Source organism: Vreelandella venusta (genome assembly GCF_007989605.1).
Classification (GTDB): domain Bacteria; phylum Pseudomonadota; class Gammaproteobacteria; order Pseudomonadales; family Halomonadaceae; genus Vreelandella; species Vreelandella venusta.
In genome coordinates, this window is sequence record NZ_BJUL01000009.1 from 209,812 (window position 1) to 227,345 (window position 17,534).

At 51.6% G+C, this 17,534-nt stretch carries 15 protein-coding genes and 1 pseudogene; 6 read left to right on the top strand and 10 right to left on the bottom strand.

Features of this window, described 5'->3' with window-relative positions:
• The first annotated feature begins 1 nt into the window (after position 1).
• Positions 2-1,507 carry an AbgT family transporter gene (locus HVE01_RS12550; protein WP_125752285.1) on the top strand — a complete coding sequence of 502 codons (1,506 nt, stop codon included), beginning with the start codon at positions 2-4 and terminating at the stop codon, positions 1,505-1,507.
• Positions 1,508-1,519: 12 nt separating this feature from the next.
• Here HVE01_RS12550 and HVE01_RS12555 read toward each other — a convergent pair whose 3' ends face one another.
• Positions 1,520-2,416: a LysR family transcriptional regulator gene (locus HVE01_RS12555; RefSeq protein WP_125752288.1), complete on the bottom strand. Its 897-nt coding sequence runs from the start codon at positions 2,414-2,416 to the stop codon at positions 1,520-1,522.
• Between the two features lie 266 nt (positions 2,417-2,682).
• Here HVE01_RS12555 and HVE01_RS12560 point away from each other — a divergent pair, with 266 nt between their 5' ends.
• The gene (locus tag HVE01_RS12560; protein WP_240645121.1) at positions 2,683-3,129 is read left to right on the top strand and encodes a GNAT family N-acetyltransferase; all 447 of its coding nucleotides are present in this window, start codon (positions 2,683-2,685) and stop codon (positions 3,127-3,129) included.
• Between the two features lie 110 nt (positions 3,130-3,239).
• On the opposite strand, the gene gcvA is transcribed toward HVE01_RS12560, so the two are convergent.
• The gene (gcvA, locus tag HVE01_RS12565; protein ID WP_125752291.1) at positions 3,240-4,127 is read right to left on the bottom strand and encodes a transcriptional regulator GcvA; all 888 of its coding nucleotides are present in this window, start codon (positions 4,125-4,127) and stop codon (positions 3,240-3,242) included.
• 124 nt (positions 4,128-4,251) lie between these two features.
• On the opposite strand from gcvA, the gene amaB reads away from it, so the two are divergent.
• The 3 genes from amaB (at position 4,252) to amaA (ending at position 8,621) form a co-directional block, all read left to right on the top strand.
• Positions 4,252-5,745 carry an L-piperidine-6-carboxylate dehydrogenase gene (gene amaB / locus HVE01_RS12570; protein ID WP_125752294.1) on the top strand — a complete coding sequence of 498 codons (1,494 nt, stop codon included), beginning with the start codon at positions 4,252-4,254 and terminating at the stop codon, positions 5,743-5,745.
• Between the two features lie 69 nt (positions 5,746-5,814).
• Positions 5,815-7,272 carry a Na+/H+ antiporter NhaC gene (nhaC, locus tag HVE01_RS12575; RefSeq protein ID WP_125752297.1) on the top strand — a complete coding sequence of 486 codons (1,458 nt, stop codon included), beginning with the start codon at positions 5,815-5,817 and terminating at the stop codon, positions 7,270-7,272.
• Between the two features lie 56 nt (positions 7,273-7,328).
• Positions 7,329-8,621, top strand: coding sequence for an L-pipecolate oxidase (gene amaA / locus HVE01_RS12580; RefSeq protein ID WP_146944489.1), 1,293 nt, complete (start codon positions 7,329-7,331; stop codon positions 8,619-8,621).
• A 15-nt stretch (positions 8,622-8,636) separates the two neighbouring features.
• Here amaA and HVE01_RS20130 read toward each other — a convergent pair whose 3' ends face one another.
• The 6 genes from HVE01_RS20130 to HVE01_RS12605 all read right to left on the bottom strand — a co-directional run bounded on the left by HVE01_RS20130 (position 8,637) and on the right by HVE01_RS12605 (position 14,347).
• Positions 8,637-8,765 (bottom strand): hypothetical protein, encoded by a 129-nt coding sequence (locus tag HVE01_RS20130; RefSeq protein WP_277395552.1) that lies wholly within the window; start codon positions 8,763-8,765, stop codon positions 8,637-8,639.
• Positions 8,766-8,987: 222 nt separating this feature from the next.
• Positions 8,988-10,295, bottom strand: coding sequence for a TRAP transporter large permease (locus HVE01_RS12585; protein ID WP_146944491.1), 1,308 nt, complete (start codon positions 10,293-10,295; stop codon positions 8,988-8,990).
• Positions 10,295-10,918, bottom strand: a complete 624-nt coding sequence (locus HVE01_RS12590) for a TRAP transporter small permease subunit (RefSeq protein ID WP_125752306.1) — start codon at positions 10,916-10,918, stop codon at positions 10,295-10,297. Before HVE01_RS12590 ends, HVE01_RS12585 begins: the two co-directional genes overlap by 1 nt.
• Positions 10,905-11,885, bottom strand: coding sequence for a TRAP transporter substrate-binding protein (locus HVE01_RS12595; RefSeq protein WP_164517116.1), 981 nt, complete (start codon positions 11,883-11,885; stop codon positions 10,905-10,907). Before HVE01_RS12595 ends, HVE01_RS12590 begins: the two co-directional genes overlap by 14 nt.
• A gap of 88 nt (positions 11,886-11,973) precedes the next feature.
• Complete coding sequence (locus HVE01_RS12600) at positions 11,974-13,506, bottom strand: class I adenylate-forming enzyme family protein (protein WP_125752312.1); 1,533 nt, start codon at positions 13,504-13,506, stop codon at positions 11,974-11,976.
• 88 nt (positions 13,507-13,594) lie between these two features.
• Entirely contained in the window at positions 13,595-14,347 is a 753-nt protein-coding gene (locus HVE01_RS12605) for an enoyl-CoA hydratase/isomerase family protein (protein ID WP_146944493.1), read from the bottom strand.
• A 151-nt stretch (positions 14,348-14,498) separates the two neighbouring features.
• Between HVE01_RS12605 and HVE01_RS12610 the strand changes: the two genes are divergently transcribed.
• Positions 14,499-15,269: an IclR family transcriptional regulator gene (locus tag HVE01_RS12610; RefSeq protein WP_125752318.1), complete on the top strand. Its 771-nt coding sequence runs from the start codon at positions 14,499-14,501 to the stop codon at positions 15,267-15,269.
• A gap of 174 nt (positions 15,270-15,443) precedes the next feature.
• On the opposite strand, the pseudogene HVE01_RS12615 reads toward HVE01_RS12610, so the two are convergent.
• Both HVE01_RS12615 and HVE01_RS12620 read right to left on the bottom strand, forming a co-directional pair.
• Positions 15,444-15,596 (bottom strand): annotated as a pseudogene (locus HVE01_RS12615) (2-oxoadipate dioxygenase/decarboxylase family protein); the annotation flags it as partial.
• A gap of 211 nt (positions 15,597-15,807) precedes the next feature.
• Positions 15,808-17,534, bottom strand: a 1,727-nt coding sequence (locus HVE01_RS12620) for a DUF4214 domain-containing protein (RefSeq protein WP_146944495.1), incomplete at its 5' end; no start/stop codon positions are given.

A 17,534-nucleotide genomic window follows, 5' to 3' on the forward strand; every position in this document is an offset into this window, starting at 1 on the left:
GATGCAAGGTGTTCTTTCATCTATTGAGCGTGTGGGTAACAAGCTCCCACACCCATTTATTCTCTTTGTCATTTTAGCAGGCACGGTTGTAATCCTCTCAACCCTGCTTTCTTCACTCGGCGTTTCAGCGGTTAACCCGCAAACCGACGCGGTGGTTCAGGTACGCAGTCTACTCTCGGCCGATGGCATTGAGTTCATGCTGACCAGCGTGGTCAGTAACTTCGTTAACTTCCCACCCCTCGGCCTTATTTTGGTGGTGATGTTCGGCATTGGTTTGGCCGACAAGGTGGGCTTGATGTCGACGTTGATGCAGGTGAGCGTGGCGAAAGCACCACCCGCGCTGCTTACTTTCTGCGTTTTTATGGCGGGTATTTGCGGCAGTATTGCCTCTGATGCCAACTACCTGATTCTGATCCCGCTAGCCGCTATGGTGTACTACTCGGTGGGCCGCCACCCAATCGCCGGTGCCGCCGCTGCCTACGCGGCGGCAGGCGCCGGGTTTGATGCCAGCCTATTCATTACCGTCGGGGATGCGCTGTTTGCTGGCATAACCACGGAAGCCGCACGTTTGGTAGACCCAGACGCCTACGTTTCACCTGTTGATAACTACTACTTCGTGGCCTGCTCAGTGTTTGTACTGGCAATTATTGGCACGTTAATTATCGATAAGATCGTAGAGCCGAGGCTGCAACGCACCTTACCGATAAGTAAAGACTTTAAAACTGACATCATAAAACCGACATTAACCGACGCAGAAAAGCGCGGCCTAAAGCGGGTAGGCGTTGCCACACTGATTTACCTAGCGCTGATCTTAATTGCCGTGGTTCCCGAAGCATCACCACTGCGTAATGAAGAAGGCGGCTTGATTCCGTCACCCTTTTTGCGCTCACTCGTGCCACTGATGTTTGGCTATTTCGTCACTATTGGCTTGGTCTATGGCATAACCACCGGCAAGATCACCAGCAGTCGCGATGTACCACAACGCATGGCGGAGTCTGCCAGTGACCTGGCACCGACTCTAGTACTGTTCTTTGCCATTTCGCAGTTTATTGCTTATTTCCGCTGGTCAGAACTGGGGCAGTTTATTGCTATCGAAGGCTCTAACATTCTACAAAGCACCGGGTTTACCGGACTGCCGCTGGTAGGCGCGTTTATTGCGATGAGCGCAGTACTGAATGTCTTTATGACCAGTGGCTCCGCTCAGTGGGCGTTAATGGCTCCGGTATTCGTACCGATGCTGATGATGATCGACTTCGACCCAGCCTTTGTGTTGGCAATGTTCCGCATAGGCGATTCCAGCACTAACATTATCTCCCCTATGAGCCCGTATTTTTCGGTAGCACTGGTGTATATGCAGCGTTATAAGCCAGATATGGGGCTAGGCACGTTGATAGCCACCATGCTGCCGTTAGCCATAGGCTTTTTGCTCGCCTGGTCAACGTTTTTGATGTTCTGGCTGGCGATGGGCTGGCCAATTGGTCCAGGCGTGTACATGATGGCTAACTGATACACCAGCACATCACTGCATCGCCATCATTAACTTCCATAAATAGTCGGCAGCGGGCGAAAGTCTTCTGCCGACTCTACGCACCAAATTGCCCTGGCTGCTAGCCGCCATAGGGTGATCAATGGGAATCGCCTTCAGCAAACCCGCATTTATTTCACTGCGTGCAGCAGCAGCCGTCATAAACGACACGCCAATCCCGGCACAAGCCATCCTTCGAGACACCGAATGCAGGTTGCAGCGATAGGCAGGCGTAGCCAACTGCCCGGCAGCACCAAATAGCGCATTGACGAACTGCTGAGAGCCCGAGACATCCGGTAAAAAAATCAACTTGTGCTGTAATAACTCTGTGATCGACACGCTCTCTTGGCGAGCAAGCCGGTGGGACGGTGCTACCAGCGCACACAATGGCCCTCGTTCAAAGGAGTGCACCACTAACCGTGGGTCTGAAATGGGGCCGTAGGTAATCGCGATATCCACCTCGTCGCTGGCCACCATTTCATGGGGTTCTCGGGGGTAATAAATCCCTGTTTTAATCTCGATCAGCACATCGGGGTAGTGCTCGGAAACACGGCGCATCACATGGTTGATAAAACTATCCACAAAGCCATCACCTACCGAGACGACCACTTTCCCCGACTGTAAATTGCGTAACCGAGACAACGTATCTCCCAGCTCTGAATTCAACCGCCGCTGAGCAAGAAACCCTTCCACTACCAATTGGCCTGCCTCGGTCAACGTCACATGCCGCCCTTGACGCTCCAGCAAGGCCATGCCCAATTCCCGCTCTAACCCCCGTACTTGGCGGCTTACTACGGAAGGATTGGTATGCAAATGCTCCGCCGCCGCACGAATGCCTCCGCAGCTGCTTACCTCAAATAAGTACAATGCACGTTTATCCAGTAGGGTCATGATGATCTCGTGTGAATAACTTCGCGCCGATGAGCCCGTACATCAGCTTTTTCAAACCAACAGCAACAAAATGCCCCCTACCTAAGGCAGCTTGCACTCAGGCTTTTTATGTTACATAAATACTTTAATTTTATAGTGACAGGCCACGTGTGCCTATCCAAATCAGAACACACGCCCTAAAGTCAAAATCACCCAAACGCTCACATAAAGACATTCATACAAAAATAGAATGTAAATTATTCTGAACACGAGAGGAGTAGGTTGCGTTGCAAATCGCTGAGATAACACCCTCTGAAGTACCAATGGAGCTACTTCTTTTAGCGGACCCGTCCGAGGAGGCCATTAAAAGGTACCTATATCAATCAAGGTGCTTCGCAGCCCACGACAAAGGGGCGATAGTCGGCGCTTGTGTTATCAAGCCTATTTATAAGGGAGCACTGGAACTGATGAACATTGCCGTTTCACCAGCGGTTCAACAGCATGGTGTTGGCACCCAACTGCTCGGATATGTTATCGAAAAAGTGAAGGAATCAGGCGCACAGCGCCTAGAGGTGGGAACGGGTACATTCGGCTATCAACTGACCTTCTACCAACGCCAGGGCTTTAGGGTTGATTACATCGATAAAGACTTTTTCTTGAAGAACTATCCCGAGCCTATCATTGAAAATGGAATTCAGCACAAAGATATGCTTAGGCTAAGCCTGACATTTTAGCCCTCTTTATAAGATAGCGGTTAATGACTTAGCATATTATTTTTAGATGACTCTATAAAAAAGCAGCCATCCTTAAACCACCGTCAACAAAGCATTTAGATTAATCGTTATCAATCTAAATGCTCACGAATCCATTCAATAAAAGCGCGCAGTTTATAAACTTCAACCATATGCTCTGGGTACGCCATATAATAAGCATCTTGACTCTTAAGTGAGAACTGCCAAGGAATGACTAACTTCCCCTCATCAAGCTCTTCCTGAGCAAGAAACTTTGGTACTAGGGCGACGCCACAGCCAGCGCGGGCCGCTCTTAACGCCATATAGAACGTATCAAATCTTGGGCCATGATAGCTGTGTTCCGTATAGAGATCTTGTGCTTCAAACCAGTCATGCCACCCTTCGGGCCGAGTAGAAACCTGTAACAGCACCATGTCTGTTAAATCTAATGGATCGCGAACGGTTGTCTGCTCCATAGCGGAAGGCGAGCAGACAGGCACCACCTCTTCATCCAGCAACTTAATACATTCCGCCCGCGGCCATACGCCATGACCAAAAAAGAACGCCGCCTCTATACGCTCTTTTTGCATATCAAACGGTTCGGTGCGGTTAGCAATATTGAGATTAATATTGGGATATTTAAAGCGGAACCCGTTGAGTCTGGGGATAAGCCACCGCGCCCCAAAGGTGGGCAAGGTGGCGATATTCAGCACATCTGCCTCTACGCCGTAAGACTGCATATAACGCGTGGACATTTCGACTTGGGCTAATATTTTACGCGCTTCGCCGAGATATACCGCTCCCTCTGGCGTCAGGTGCAGACGCTTTCTCACCCGCCTAAATAACGGATGCTGCAGGGTAACTTCCAGTTGTGACACCTGCTTGCTCACCGCACTTTGCGTCAGGCTCAGCTCATCCGCAGCCCGCGTAAAACTGAGATGCCTTGCCGCGGCCTCGAAACAGTTCAGGCTGGTCAAAGAAGGTAAGTTTCGACGACGCATAGCACTCCCACTTGGTGAAATTAAGGAATGATGTTTTTCACAAACATCGTTTGATGAGCTGCCTCATGCTTGGCAATACTGCCCCTGTAACCAATTTACTCACAATTCAATATTTGGTGAAGCAATGATTCATTCCCTGATGGAAAAAATGGGTGTCGCAAAAGAGCTGTATCAAGGCGGCGATCTAGTTGTTACCACACCGATTGATGGTAGCGAAATTGGCCGTCTTACAACGGCTTCTAGCAGCGACGTTGAAACCGCTATCGCGAACGCAGAAAAAGCCTTTCAAGCTTGGAAAAGCGTGCCTGCCCCCCGTCGTGGTGAATTGGTTCGCCTGTTTGGCGATCAACTGCGCCAGCACAAAGAAGCACTTGGCGAGTTGGTTACCTGGGAGTGCGGCAAGATTCTCCAGGAAGGGCTTGGCGAAGTTCAGGAAATGATCGACATCTGTGACCTCGCCGTTGGTCAATCTCGCCAACTGTTTGGGCTGACCATCGCTTCCGAGCGCCCCGGTCACCATATGCGCGAAAGCTGGCATCCGTTAGGCCCGATTGGCCTAATTACGGCGTTTAACTTTCCCGTCGCCCCTTGGGCATGGAATTCAGCCTTAGCGCTGGTATGCGGCAATAGCTTGCTTTGGAAGCCGTCCGAAAAAACACCGTTAACGGCACTGGCATGCCAAGCGCTGTTGGAGCGTGCCATTGAAGAGTTCGGCGATGAAGCCCCCGAGCACCTGAGCCAGGTGATTATTGGTGAGCGTGCCGCTGGCGAGCAGTTGGTCAATGACGCCCGCGTTGCGCTGATCAGCGCTACCGGCAGTACTCGCATGGGTCGCGAAGTAGGCCCACAAGTCGCTGCACGCTTCGGCCGCAGCATTCTTGAGCTGGGTGGCAACAACGCCATGATCTTAGCGCCCAGTGCCGACCTTGATATGGCGACTCGCGCCATCCTGTTCTCTGCGGTAGGTACGGCTGGGCAACGCTGCACGACACTGCGTCGCTTAGTTGTTCATGAATCCATTAAAGACGAAATCTTAGCGCGTCTGAAGAAGTCGTATAGCGCAATATCTATCGGCAACCCGCTTGAAGGTAACTTGGTTGGTCCGCTGATTGATCACCAAGCCTTTGATGCGATGCAAAGTGTGCTGGCTAAAGCGCGTGAGCAAGGTGCAAAAGTGTTCGGTGGCAACCGTGTAGAGTTCGCCAACAGTGGTGAAGGCTACTACGTCGAGCCCGCCATTGTTGAAGTGACCGAGCAAAACGAGCTGGTCAAGCACGAAACCTTTGCGCCCATTCTCTATGTCCTCACCTACAAAGAGCTGGATGAGGCTATTGCTACCAATAATGACGTCCCCCAGGGTCTGTCATCGTGCATTTTCACCACCGATGTTCGCGAAGCCGAAACCTTTATCTCTGCGGTTGGTAGTGACTGCGGCATCGCCAACGTCAACATCGGCCCTAGCGGTGCTGAAATTGGCGGTGCGTTTGGAGGCGAGAAGGAAACCGGTGGCGGTCGCGAGTCTGGCTCCGACGTTTGGAAGAGCTATATGCGTCGCCAAACTAACACCGTGAACTACTCTCGTGAACTCCCACTAGCTCAAGGCATTAAGTTCGACTAACCCTTCCCCTCTATAAGGGCCCTTCCCTGTAGGGCCCTTACTAAAAACATAAAAAAATTAAGGTGATGTATGCGTGACGATGTCCAAATCGGCCCGACGCCGGGCCTCGCGATGGCGCTATTACCACTGCTGGCCACTACTGCCATTCTAATTCTGCAATTTTTTATATTCTCTGATTTTACCCCGCATATTCCTTTAGCCTTCGGAATAATGATTTGCGCCCTGTGCGGACGCATCCGTGGCGTACCCTGGCAAAAAATGGAAGCCTCGATGCTTGAGGTGGTTAAGCTGGGAATGCCCGCTATTTTTATTCTATTAGCGGTCGGTATGGTCATTGGCACCTGGATTCTTTCCGGCACCGTTCCCACGCTGATGTATTACGGTTTTCAGTTGGTTTCCCCCTCTTACTTTCTCGTCGCAACGTGCGTCGTTAGTGCTTTGGTATCCCTTGCCACAGGCACATCCTGGGGCACAGTAGGAACCCTCGGGCTTGCCCTAATGGGCATCGGGGAAGGGCTGGGCATCCCCATGTATCTAACGGGCGGAGCACTGGTATCCGGGGCGTTCTTTGGCGATAAAATGTCGCCCTTATCAGAGACTACCAACTTAACTCCTGCCGTGTGTGAAACCGATTTATGGAGCCATATACGCAGCATGATGGCCACCACGGTGCCCGCTATGATCGTCGCGCTGATACTTTATTTATGGCTCGGCACTAGCTATGGCGGCCAGCTTGAACGAAGTACCGATATTGCAACGTTCCGTCAGGCACTTGATGACACCTTTACGCTCTCCTGGGTAACGTTGATCCCGCCTTTTGTTGTGATCGGATTAGCGCTTGCCAAATTCCCGCCTTTCCCGACTATTTTTACCGGCGCTGCGATAGGCGGCTTAGTGGCTATCGGCATTCAGGGCGAGACCGTTCATGCAGTGTTTGATGCCATGCAAAATGGCTTTAACAGTGATACCGGTAATCCGGCGATTGATGCTCTGCTCAGCAGCGGTGGTGTGCTCTCCATGACCTGGGTAGTAACGCTAACGTTCTTCGCGCTGGGTTTTGCTGGCATGCTGGAAGCCTATGGCACCGTTGATGCGATTATTAAGCAGCTGATGCGGCTTATTAAAGGGCGCTTCAGCTTAGTAGCAACAAGCTCCGGCACTACGCTGGCGGTAAGCACTATTATTGGCGATGTGTATACAACGCTGGTGCTGCCCGGTCGCTTGCTGAAAGGCCAGTATCAAGCCATGGGCTATAAGACTTCGACGCTGTCACGCACTATTGAAGACAATGGCACGCTCTCCTCTCCATTGATTCCGTGGAACATGGGCGGTGGATTTGTGTCCTCGACAATTGGCGTACCCACGCTAGCATATGCGCCCTTTGCATTTGCTTGCTGGCTATCCCCTTTATTTGGTTTGCTGTGGGCGCTCACCGGCCGTTTCATTCCCCGTGAAGCCCCTGAGAAAGCGGCTAAAAATCCGCCCCACACTCCCCAAACCACCTACTCTTCCCAACTTACTTCATAGCCATTCAAGGTCGGCCTATGGCCGGCCTGCGCTTCTTTTCAGGAGGTACTATAAAGATGCAAACGACCCTCTCCGAGCGCTGCCTTTGGCTGCAAACGAGCGCGGAAGCCCCATTGCACTATCCTGCGTTAGCGAACCAGGAAGAGGCCGAAGTCTGTGTTGTTGGTGGCGGTATTACGGGCTTGTCCACCGCGTTACATTTGGCCGAGAAAGGCATCAAGGTAATGTTGCTGGAGGCGGGAGATATCCCCACGGGTGCTTCAGGCCGCAACGTTGGCTTGGTTAATGCTGGGCTTTGGATTCCACCCGACGACATTGTGGCCGCACTAGGTGAAGAAAAAGGCGAACGCGTTAATACTATTTTAGGCGGCGCCCCGGCAAAAGTATTCGACATTATTGAGCGCTATGCCATTGAGTGTGAGGCAACGCGTACGGGCACCCTGCACCTTGGTCATAACACCAAAGGCTGCCAAGAGCTTGCTCGCCGCCGGGACCAGTTACAAAACCGTGGGGCGCCGGTGACGTTAATCGAAGGCGAAGCATGCGAGCGGATGACGGGAACCGCTCAGATACATGCAGCGCTGCTTGATAAGCGCGCGGGCACTATCAACCCATGCGCCTATACACAAGGACTCGCCCGCGCTACTGCAAACTTAGGCGCCACTCTCTACTGCCAAAGCCCCGTAACAGGCATCGAGCGACAGGAAGACCGCTGGCGGGTGTTAACTCAAAATGGCAGCGTAACCGCGAACAAAGTCGTCATGGCGACCAATGCGTATACCGAAGACGACTGGAACCACGTTCGACAACACTTCTTTACCGGCCATTATTATCAGCTGGCGTCAGAACCCCTAACCGGTGAAGCCGCCGATGCAATTCTTCCAGAAAAACAAGGCGCTTGGGACACCCGCACGGTGCTTAGCAGCATACGCCGAGATAAGGCAGGCCGCTTACTGTTGGGCAGCCTGGGGAAAGGTGAAGGCAAGCCGTTAGCTTACTTAACCCGCTGGGCCGATACCATTAAAAATCACTACTTCCCTGGGCTTGGCAACGTGCGTTGGGAATACACCTGGACCGGCAAGATCGCATTCACACCGGACCACACCTTACGTATTTTTGAACCGGCCCCTGGAATATTGTCAGCCACTGGTTATAACGGACGCGGCATCACTACCGGCACGGTGGTTGGGCAGGGTTTTGCCCATTACATTGCAAACGAGGATGACAGCCTACTGCCGCTGCCGTTGTCACAGCCCACCCCCATCAAAGCCCGCCCACTGTGGAGCTGCGCCTATGAGAGTGGTTTCTCGCTGTATCATGCAGGTCAGTGCCTCCGAGTGCTGATCTAATCACGGTGTTATTACTTAACAAAACGGCAGCACATTCCTGTGCTGCCGTTCTTTAATTAACGATGGATTATTTTTTAAACTTGCCAGCACCTTCGCTTTAGAGGCGTTTTCGCGCTCAGCATAGAGCGATAGCTCATCGGTCACCTGGGCACCCAGTGCCCCTTAAAAATTTTGGCTATCAGCCTCAGTTGGATATTAAATGAAACTAACACGTAAACTAATATCATTTAACATCCTGGCATTTAAACAAAACAAGATCTGAGAAAATAATAATTTAACTAAGACAAAAAAATCCATCAATGCAGGCCTAAAAGCCTGCATTGATACCATTTCAGACCGTAGTTGGCTACAACTAAATTTCCCCGTTTACATTTTTGCTTCGTTCATATAGCTGGGTAGAAAGGTTACAAGTGCAGGGAATATAATTAGCAATAGCGCCATAAAAACCATAATTAAAAACATTGGGGCGGCTGCTTTGGCAATAAAGCCGAGGCTATGATTTGTTAGGCCTTTCATTACAAAGAGATTAAAGCCCACTGGTGGAGTAATCTGAGCCATTTCTACCATGACTAGCACAAATATACCGAACCAAATCAAATCGATACCTGCTTCGTTCAACATGGGGGTGACCACAGCCATAGTCAGCACCACGGCTGAAATACCATCCAAGAAGCATCCCAACACAATGTAAACAACCATTAATGCCATCAGAAGCATAAAAGGCGTTAGATCGAGTGTGCCCACCCATTCAGCCAAACCTCTAGGCAACCCCGTGTATCCCATTGCTAGAGTTAGAAACGACGCTCCTGCCAAAATGAGCGCAATCATACAAGAAGTCTTAGCGGCTCCAATTAGGCTTTCCACCAGCGAGGAGAAGGTCAGGCTGCGCTGTATTGCCGCAAGTGACAAAGCGCCGACAACCCCGAGTGCAGCTGCTTCAGTCGCAGTAGCAAGACCAGAGTACATCGAACCAATCACGGTAATTATCAGCAACGCAACGGGTATCAGTAGTCGCGACTCATAAAGACGCTGCTTCATTGTCATAGCTGGCTCTTGGTCAATATTAGGCTTTTTCAATATCCCCCATGCAACGACATATCCCATAAATAACGTGGCCAATATCAGCCCGGGAAGTATGCCCGCGATAAATAGTATCGGTATTGATTGATTGGTAATCACGCCATAGACAATCATGGTTAGGGAAGGTGGAATCATAAGGCCAAGGGTAGAAGCGCCTGCCAGAGTCCCTACACTCATGAAATCTGAGTAGCCACGCTTTTTGAGTTCCGGCATAGACATTTTGCCTACCGTCGTCAGGGTAGCAGCAGAAGAGCCTGAGACTGCGGCAAACAAAGTACAACCGATGACATTGGTATGCATTAGCCGACCTGGCAGCCAACTGAGCCAGGGGCTCAGACCTCGAAAAAGGCTTTCGGAGAGCCGTGTGCGGTACAGGATTTCTCCCATCCAGATAAATAGTGGAAGGGCCGTTAGCGTCCAGCTCGTCGAAGACGTCCACAAAGTGCTGTACATTGAGGCCCCGATAGGGCGACCAGTGAAAAACGCAATGCATACGATGGCTACCCCGACCAGGGACAGGGCCACCCAGACGCCAGAGCCCAGCAGCAAGAAGAGAATGAGCAGCAGCGCAATGGCCAGTTCGGTGAAGTCCATCAGAGACTCCTCATGGGATGAATTCCGTGGCGGTTGGCAGCCGAAGAACAAAACAGCGTGGCCAGGGTACGCACGAAATGGTCAAGAATTGAAATCGTAAATGCTGTGGAACCGAGCGCGAGCAGCGACTGAGGTATCCAAAGCGCAGTCGCATCCTGCCCTGATGAGACGTCACCAAACCGATAGGACCAGTAGGCCGCATCGAAAGCGTGCCACGTGATAAAGCCAGCAATGCCGCTTGCGACCAAGAGGCACCACAGCTCGCCAATGAGGCGAAAGCGCCCGAGTCGCTCCACCAGAAGACCAACACGGATATGCCCGCCTTCGTGAAAGGTATAGGCCGCAGCAAGGAACGTGCTGGCACCCATCAGGTAGCCAGCGTAATTGGTAGCGCCAGGCAGAGTCGTGCCACTCCAACGCAGTACCACCTGAGCAACGATCACTATCAGCATGATAAAAATACATAGCGCGGCAAGATAGCCGAAGACGCGATAGAGCGTTTCCAGACATCTGGCTGCACGGAAAGAGAAGGTGTTCATAGGAGCAGCCCCCAGTTCAACCAGCCAAGCGAAGTCCCCATTCTTCGGAATGAGGACGTGAATCGTACCGTTATTGCATGGCACGATATTCCTCTACCAGTTGCCGGCCTTGCGGGCCAGCCTTCTCTAGCCACTCCTCCTGCATAGCTTCGCCAATACGGTTAAATTCCGCTTGCAGGTCTTCATTGGGCTGGTTGATCGCAACCCCCTTGTCGCCCAGCCGGCTCTTGAGTTCATCGGTGAGCTCTCTGGCCTGCTCTTCGCCGCGCTGCTCGGCTTCTGTGGCAATGGCCAGAACATCCTCTTTGATTTCCTCGTCAAGAGCTTCCCAGCGGTCCTTGTTGACGAAGACGTGGCTAAGCACGAGCCACGCTTTGGCATCGTAAAAGTGAGGGAGGTAGTCCCATAACTGGTGGTTGTAAACGGGGTCTCCAGAAGATATCAGTGATTGCACCATGCCAGTGGCGGCTGCCTGTGAAAGTTCGGCTTCCTCAATCAAGGTTGGCGTCATACCCATCAGTTCTGCAAAACGCGCCGTAGCCGTATTATAGGCTCGGAAATTTAACCCCTCTGCATCCTCGGGTGTGTCGATCTCTCGGTCAAAGAAAATACCCTGAGGAGGCCAAGGGATGTGATAGAGCAACTGCAAGTTTTGCTCCGCCATCAACTCATCCAGTGCTGGCTTAGTCACTTCCCAGAGCTGTGCGGACTCTTCGAAGGAATCTGCCAAAAAAGGTACTGAGTCTATACCATAAAGAATATTTTCGTTCTGATGGGCGGAAAGTACGTGAACACCGATCTGAGCCTGATCACGCTGGACAGCGCGCTTGATCTGATCGCCAGGAAATAGCGATCCACTCGGATGAACGCGTATATCCAACTCTCCATTGGTAACTTCGCGTACTTGATCGGCGAACCAGCTTACGTTCTCTGTAATGTAGTTGTCCGCCGGTTGCGGGGAAGGTAAATCCCAGACATCGGCGTAGGCAATGCCACTGGCTGCTAGAGATAACGCCGTAATAGAAGCAGTCTTGTGCAATACATGGATCATGCTGTTGGTCTCCTTTTTTCTAGTTGTAGGAACGGTGGACGGAACTTTTCTCTTGTCGTTATTGTTCATATTTTCCTCAAGATCACTTTTAGTGAAGACGTTGACTATCCCAAGTTTCGTGTAGGGTCTTAGGCAGGCAATGCTTGACGATGCGGTGGCTGGGAGTCCGCTCGAACTCCTCCACGATGGCAAGGTACCTAGGGCACTGGTAGGAGGCTAAGCGCTCTTTCAGCCAAAGGTGCAGTTCACGTAGTTTGATATCACGACCAGCCTTCGGCTTCAGGAAAAGCTTTATTTCCTGCTCGCCAATCTCAGCGGCAACGCCTATCATCGCGCACTCCTCAACATCGGGATGCTGCTGGGTGACCGACTCCACCTCCCAGGCCGAGACATTCTCTCCTCGGCAGCGCACACTATCGGTGATACGTCCGAGAAAGTAGAGAAACCCGTCCGTATCGAGCCAGCCGCGGTCGCCGGTTTGCAGCAAGCCCTTCGTTAGTGTCTTCTCAGTAGCCTCAGCATTGTGGAAGTAACCATCGAATAGCACACCTGGCTGCGTTTCACGGACCACGATTTGACCCGGCTCGCCTGGCGCTAACGGATTCCCACTATCATCGTGAATAGCGACGTCCAACCAGGGAACGGCGTGCCCCACCGACCCTGGCTTTCCTGCCGCGTTGAAGGTGGTTAGGCTTGAGGCTTCCGTCATTCCGTAGCACTCACGGATCTCGAAGCCGAAACGATCCTGAAGGGTTAACCAGAGGTCGCTTGGACATCCCCCACCCCAGGCGATACGTACATTGTGGGTAGACTCCAGTTTACTAGGCGGCTGCTTCAGCAGGATCTGCAGGACGCCACCCAGATAATGGATATGAGTCGCACCGCTTACATGAACCTGTTCCCAGAAACGACTGGCGCTGAAGCGCTCGGTCAGGCTGAGCCGTACATCGAAGAACAGCGGCAGCAACAGCATTTGGGCGCCGCCAATGTGGTAGAAGGGCTCCCACTGGAAGAAGACGTCGCCCGGTTTGATTGAGCAAAGTAGCTCAACGCTCTTCAGGGCATACGCCATCATCGCATGCGTAACGCGTACTCCCTTTGGCTTTCCCGTCGTGCCTGAGGTGTACATCAAAGCATATAGTTCCCGCATGGCAGGCGCCGGTGCGTCTAGTCTTTTTTCGCCTTCCAAGTGCTCTGATACTGTGTCCTTAGCGCCGCCCAGCAGCAACGTCTTGCCCGTGAAGTCCGCTCCACTGTCGACAACGACAGGCCACAGATCAGCATCGGTGAACAGGACCGCAGGGGCGCAATGCTCGATAATATATTTCAAGCCATTGCCGCGTTGACGGGCATTGACTGGCACCCAAATGATGCCAGCTTTGGCCAGTGCGAACAGGATAGCGATAGCTTCCGGCCCGTTATTCATCATTACCGCGGCACGCTCACCAGGGTGAATGCCCAGCTCCCTGCGAAGATGGACGGCGAGAGCCTCGGCCTGACGATCGAGCTCTCCAAATGTCAAGGGACGTTGATCGAAGTTCCCGAATAAGCGTTCTGGCTCACGCGTTGCGATATCGCGCAGCGCGAGAATAAAACTGGGATCGTTGAGGTTGAATATCATAGCAATCCGAATGTCCTTTGCTTCTCACGCGTCGCTCAAGCGACAGTTGTTCAATCTATGTTTTCTACCGCCTATGTTTTCTACCGTCTTAACGCTTGAGAAAGAGTTCCATCATGCGTGCCGGCTCTCCCGATGCGTAAGCTTCCCCCTGAATGCGAACCCCCGCCTCAAGGCAGTCGCGGAAACCAGGCTCGGTGATTTCTTGAAAACGCTGACGATCCAGGCGCATTGCAACAGGAGGCTTGCCGGCGAGCTCTTCACCCAGCGCTAGCGCTTCAGCCATAACCTGATCGGCTGCGACCAGTCGATTGATCAAACCGAGAGCATAAGACTCGTCGGCATTCATCAAGCGACCACTTAGGGTCAGGTCGATGGTTCGAGCTAGCCCCAGGTGTTCGCGCATGATCCAGGGGCCGGTAGTACTAGCGATTCCCGAGTTAATTTCGGGCTGCCCCATACGAACGTCGGCATGGGCGATGCGGAAGTCACACAGTAGAGCTACCTGAAAGGCCGAACCAGCCGCGACTCCGTTGAGGCCAGCAATGATGGGCTTAGGACTGCTGCGTAGTTTGTCGTAGAGCATCTCCCACTCGCCAACCCAGCTTTTGGCCCGCTCGGAGTCAAAAGATCGGGTCTCGTTGAGGTCCTGACCAGCGCTGAAGGCTCGCTCGCCCGCCCCAGTCAGCACGATTGCGCCGAGCGAATCGTCATTTGTTAATTCCTCAAGCGCGGCGATAAGTTGCTGACGCATTTCACTATGCCAGGCGTTAAGAACTTCTGGACGGTTCAAAGTGATGACACCTACGCGACCTTGCTTGCTGGTGAGAATATGTTCAGACATGATTATCTCTCTATTTGCCCTTAGAATGATTACAATGCGATCATCAATGATCAATATACAATCAATATAGCCGATATATGCTCACTGTAAAGCTATCAAGATACAAAAATGATTTTCTTGCGCAGAGACCATTCAATTAAAAGGTGAAAAATTGAACGAAAAGAAAAAGGTGGACCATTTAATGGTCAAGAGCGTGGTTAAAGCGTTTCGGATTCTTGAGGTTTTCGATGCAGAGCATCCAGCGATGAGCATCAAGAACCTTGCAGAACGCTGTGACATGGACAGAAGCGCAACACAGCGCTTTGTACACACGTTGATGCAGCTAGGCTACTTGCAGCGCAACGAGGAAACACAACTGATCGAACCTAGCGTGCGCACACTAGATATTGCCGCGCACTACCTTCATGCGCATCCATTGGTCGATAAGGTTCGCCCCTACTTACTGAACCTGAGCAAAGAAACAGAAGGCTCAGTCAGCCTTACGATTTTGGATGGACAGGATGTGGTGTATCTATCTCGCCTGCTGAGCCGAAACATGCTCGATACCGATATCACTATCGGATCGCGACTCCCGGCTTTTTGCACGGCACCAGGGCTGGCAATGCTGTCGCAATTAGATGAAAAAGAGGCCCTTACTCTGTTGGAGCAAACTCAGCGAAAGGCTTATACACCCAATACCATCTCCGAAGTACCTGCGATAATGGATCGCTTAGAAAGATTTCGGCGCCAAGGGTATGCAATATCGGTAGAGGAATATTTTCTATCCGACATATCAATTTCGGTGCCTATCTTAGATAGACATAACCGACCGCGAGCAGCTGTCAGTATCTCAATGTCTCGAGCACGGAGCATGCCTGAGGAGCTGGAACAGAATTTATCGGATTTATTAATAGCAACAGCAAGGCAGATATCTAGATTGTAATACTAATTTAGGATTCAGATAATTGGGTATACTGCTAGACGTTATTGGTAACATGTTATTGCTTTATGTGCGCCAAAAATCAGTCTGGCGCACATTCTAGCTTTTACGGATTAAAAATCGCTGGTAGCACACCTTTGTGCCGCCAGCTTTCAGGGTTTAAGCGAAAATTTCACCTTATAAACTTGCCAGCACCTTCGCTTTAGAGGGGTTTTCGCGCTCTGCACCGCCCAGGTTCAACTGAAAAATGCCCGCCGCGCTGACCGGCAGAAAATCTTCATAGATAATCGGCTGCGCTTCCACTATCCCCTGCACAATTAACGTCCCCATGTCAGCAGTATCAATTCCTTTAGCGACCTACCCTTTCTTGGTCAGGTGATTTAGGTACGGCGTTCTATGATGTCATCGGACCAACGACGGAGACATGAGTATCGGGCTTGGCACATTACTGCCAAAAGCATCAAAAACGGATACACATAAAAAGCGGCCACTCTCCCGAAGGCGAAGGGTGGCCGCTAGTGCTCAGCCTAACGTCAATGCATCAGGCGAAAATAAAACCTTCCGCTAAATGTTTCACCTGCATCTCTTCAGAAGTGGCGAAATAGGTCATCACATCACCATGATCAACCGTCGGCTCTTCAAGTACATCTGACCAGTACGCAAAGCCATCAGCATCAGGAGCTCTATCAAAGGCGTTGGCATATAGCAGGGTCAGATAGTCATCATCACTGAAGCGATTTCCGTGATCATCGGTAAACTCTTCCGATTCGATGAAGAAATCAGCAATATCAAACATACTCACACCTTTTTCACGCACACCAGACCAGTAATCAAGCCCTGTAGCATCCGCCTCTCGATCAAACGCGACTTTATATAATGCTTGAAGCACTGAGATCTCGACCGTGTCCGTGACATTGCCCAGTTCAACAGAAACTGTCGCTGTGCTTGATGCTCCCTGCGAGTCCTCAATCGAGTATTCAAAGGTATCGCTGACGCGGTCTACCACTTGTGAGGGCACAAAAGCCCCCCTCTGGTCGTAGAGGAAATCACCATTTTCCTGAACGGTGAGAGTCGCACCAGATGACAAAACAAGCGCGGTATCAAAAAGAACCTCTTGACCATCAATATCAGTGATTGAGAAATCATCACCATCAATCTCCTGATCAATACCGTTGCCATTGTCTTCCAACAGGTTCCCGCGCAATAACCAACCAAACCGGCTCGAAAATTCATCGTCACGCGCAATAGGTGCGCTGTTTACCCCTCCATCATCGACATCCGGTATAGGCTCTGGATCCTCGGGGGTTTCCGGTAAACGGAATCCAATGGCACCAGGGTCAACAATAACGCCGTTGGCGACGCCATCAGAATCAAACTCACCGCCATCCTCAATGACAAAATCAAAGCGTAATTTATTACCTTCACCTGTCAGACTACCGCCAAAGGCTGCACTAGCCAGATTTACCCAGTCTCCAGCCGCGTTCTGCTTCCAGTAACCATTGGCCTCAACATCATCGTCGACGAACAGAGAAAACACATGAGACCCACCAACGGTTTCTATATCCGCTTCAAAAGCGATTAAACCAAATGGCATATCAAGGTCATCTGGTCGGTCATTCGGTGCATCCAACTGTCGCACATTACGCAACGTTAGTAAGTCATCATCGCTCTCGACGTTACGGCTGCCGTTCGACGTCAGGGTGATAAACGCTTCAGGGGCATCTGCGGGATTAGAGACAGCCGTCGACGTCAATAAAAACGGTATAGAACTGACATTGCTTTGCTCGGCGTCAGGAGTGCCGTCGCCGTTGCCATCACCTATAGTGCTTCCATCCAGCGATGGTACGCGACTTTCATCTTCATTCGAAATGCCGTCATTATCGCTATCAGGATTAGCACTAATAGCAGACGTTGGCATCGATGTAATAGTTTCGGCCGTGCCCTGCTGATCGGTGTAGTTGGCACGCACGCTAATGGCAGCGTCCACATCGGCTTGGGTCAGGGAGTAGGTTTCGCCGGTGGCGTCGGTGATCTCGTTGCCATCGCGCAGCCATTGGTAGGTTACCGTGCCCAGGCCATCTTCATCCGCCAGTGTGTTAGAGGCGGTCAGTGTCTGATCTTCTACCGCATCTCCGCTGATGGCCACGCCACCTGTCGGTGCATCGTTAACATTGGCCACGCTCTCCGTGGCAGCAGACGTGACCGCTTCGGCCGTGCCCTGCTGATCGGTATAGCTGGCGCGAACGCTGATGGCAGCGCCCACATCGG

Coding starts and splice junctions, on each gene's coding strand:
- HVE01_RS12605 (WP_146944493.1), bottom strand. CDS start 14,347: ATGTCTGAACATATTCTCACCAGCAAGCAAGGTCGCGTAGGTGTCATC.
- HVE01_RS12600 (WP_125752312.1), bottom strand. CDS start 13,506: ATGATATTCAACCTCAACGATCCCAGTTTTATTCTCGCGCTGCGCGAT.
- nhaC (WP_125752297.1), top strand. CDS start 5,815: ATGCGTGACGATGTCCAAATCGGCCCGACGCCGGGCCTCGCGATGGCG.
- HVE01_RS12595 (WP_164517116.1), bottom strand. CDS start 11,885: ATGATCCATGTATTGCACAAGACTGCTTCTATTACGGCGTTATCTCTA.
- HVE01_RS12585 (WP_146944491.1), bottom strand. CDS start 10,295: ATGGACTTCACCGAACTGGCCATTGCGCTGCTGCTCATTCTCTTCTTG.
- gcvA (WP_125752291.1), bottom strand. CDS start 4,127: ATGCGTCGTCGAAACTTACCTTCTTTGACCAGCCTGAACTGTTTCGAG.
- HVE01_RS12555 (WP_125752288.1), bottom strand. CDS start 2,416: ATGACCCTACTGGATAAACGTGCATTGTACTTATTTGAGGTAAGCAGC.
- HVE01_RS12550 (WP_125752285.1), top strand. CDS start 2: ATGCAAGGTGTTCTTTCATCTATTGAGCGTGTGGGTAACAAGCTCCCA.
- amaB (WP_125752294.1), top strand. CDS start 4,252: ATGATTCATTCCCTGATGGAAAAAATGGGTGTCGCAAAAGAGCTGTAT.
- amaA (WP_146944489.1), top strand. CDS start 7,329: ATGCAAACGACCCTCTCCGAGCGCTGCCTTTGGCTGCAAACGAGCGCG.